The organism is Pirellulales bacterium (genome assembly GCA_035939775.1).
Classification (GTDB): Bacteria; Planctomycetota; Planctomycetia; order Pirellulales; family DATAWG01; genus DASZFO01.
The window spans coordinates 1-1,730 of record DASZFO010000128.1 but is presented as its reverse complement, the minus strand read 5'-3'; the positions used below and the strand labels follow the sequence as shown (position 1 = coordinate 1,730).

The following is a 1,730-nucleotide window of genomic DNA, read 5'->3' as shown; positions in this document are numbered from 1 at the left end:
TCAATATTGCTCACCTCCAATAAATCTTTGAACGAGGTCAGCGTCAGCGCAGTCCATTCTGGTTCCCGAGGGAGTCCGGGTTTCCCCTGCGGACTCCCTCTAGCCGGTCAAATTCCTCATGGGCGCGGTAGCGGGCGCTTCTTTGGCAAGGCGATATGCTCAGCGGTTGGTGGCTCATTGACACCGACGGACGCCTGTAACTCCGGTGCTTGCCTTAGGATCGCCGCGGCGGCTCGCTCGAAGACTGCTTTTGCTTCCTCTTCAGCTCTTGAACGCTGATCAATAAACGTCGGTGTCCTCGTATCTTCGATATCGGGCGAGGCTTCGACTGGCGCTGGCGCGGTGACGAAATAGGTGAAACACCCCGCCATGGCCGCTGCAACTCGAACGGCTGGAACGATAAGTCGCCAGCTGATCATTTCTTTCACCTTCAGATCGTGCCAGGCGGCGGCTGCCGGGCAGCTCGCCGGTAGCATAGCACTTCGTGTGCCCCACGGCTGGGGCCTTTCCTTTGGAACCAACCTTGGTTGCCCCTAGCGCTGGAAGAAAACCTCCAAGGATGGCGGCCCCGGTACGGACAACACCGGGGCCGTTTGCCGTCTTGCAGTGGGCATTCCGTTAAGCAAACAGCTCGGCCCCGGCCGAGGTGAACTTCACATAGACCCGCTCTCATGCCGCCAGAGCCAGCCCTTCGAGATCGCGTGTTCGATACCGGCGCGGTATTCGGCCGGGGTGCCTCCAGCGCCGAGGAACGAGTCGTTGACCAGCTCGATATGGATGCGGCCATCCTGCACCGCCTCGGCTGGGTTGGCGATCTCCACCAGCTTGTGCGCCGCCGTGTCGGGATCGGCGAACGGGCGGGTGGTGACGAACTTCGTGCGGCGGCCGCCTCATCCTCTTTCGCGTCGCCGCGTGCCACGATCTTCAACGCGTCGTCCGGCAAGGGCCGTTGCAGCGCATTCGCTTCATCCCACGGCGCGCGTTCTTCCCCGTTCGTCAAGATCACCGGCGTGGCCTTCGAATGGATCGGCTCAACGGTCGCGTTCGGCGCGGTCGGCTACAAGTTCTGAGGCACAAATGTCGTCACGACCGCGTCTTGCTTGCGCCACAACCCGCGCACGATTGTGGCGTGCAGCATGGGTTCGGTCACATTTGACAAGTCATTTTTCCGCCGTACTGGATCAACAATGTCCAAGGCGGTGACGTTCAGTTTGTACGAGTGCTCCACAGTAAATTCGCGGCGGGAATTTCGGACTACGACGAGGAAATCCAGCAGCGAGAGCGACGATGAAGACGCTTTACGATTTGCTCGGGGCTCTTCCGAGCGATGAAGCGGAAGGTCTCAGGACCGCATTCCGTAAAGCCGTCAAAGGGGCCCACCCCGATATCCATGCTGGCGATCCCGATGCCGGGCTGAAGTTCAGGGAGATCGTTCGCGCCAACGAAATCCTCGGCGATGCTGAGCAGCGGACGGCTTACGACCATCTGCTGGAGCTTGCGCGCCTAGAACAGAAGTCGGCGTCCGAGCAAGCAATCGCCGCCCGGATTCACAAGCTCGCCTCTGGTGTGATCGCCGGCGTCACGGCGCTTGCCGGAGTCTCGGTCGTGACTGTCGGGGGATATTTGCTGTTCATGCACATGTCGGCGGCATTGGTCGCTCCGGCAAACGAGGTTGACGTCACCGCGCGCGGATCGGCTGAGATCGCTCGCGTCGGCCCAGCAGAGTCACC

The 1,730-nt window shown here is 61.1% G+C and carries 3 protein-coding genes; 2 read left to right on the top strand and 1 reads right to left on the bottom strand.

The genetic code is table 11. The annotated features are described in order from the left end of the window. Positions 1–116: 116 nt before the first annotated feature. Complete coding sequence (locus VGY55_08315) at positions 117–428, bottom strand: hypothetical protein (protein ID HEV2969980.1); 312 nt, start codon at positions 426–428, stop codon at positions 117–119. Between the two features lie 273 nt (positions 429–701). Between VGY55_08315 and VGY55_08310 the strand changes: the two genes are divergently transcribed. Both VGY55_08310 and VGY55_08305 read left to right on the top strand, forming a co-directional pair. Beyond that, positions 702–1,070 carry a hypothetical protein gene (locus tag VGY55_08310; protein ID HEV2969979.1) on the top strand — a complete coding sequence of 123 codons (369 nt, stop codon included), beginning with the start codon at positions 702–704 and terminating at the stop codon, positions 1,068–1,070. A 217-nt stretch (positions 1,071–1,287) separates the two neighbouring features. Then, positions 1,288–1,730, top strand: a 443-nt coding sequence (locus tag VGY55_08305; protein ID HEV2969978.1) for a J domain-containing protein, incomplete at its 3' end; no start/stop codon positions are given.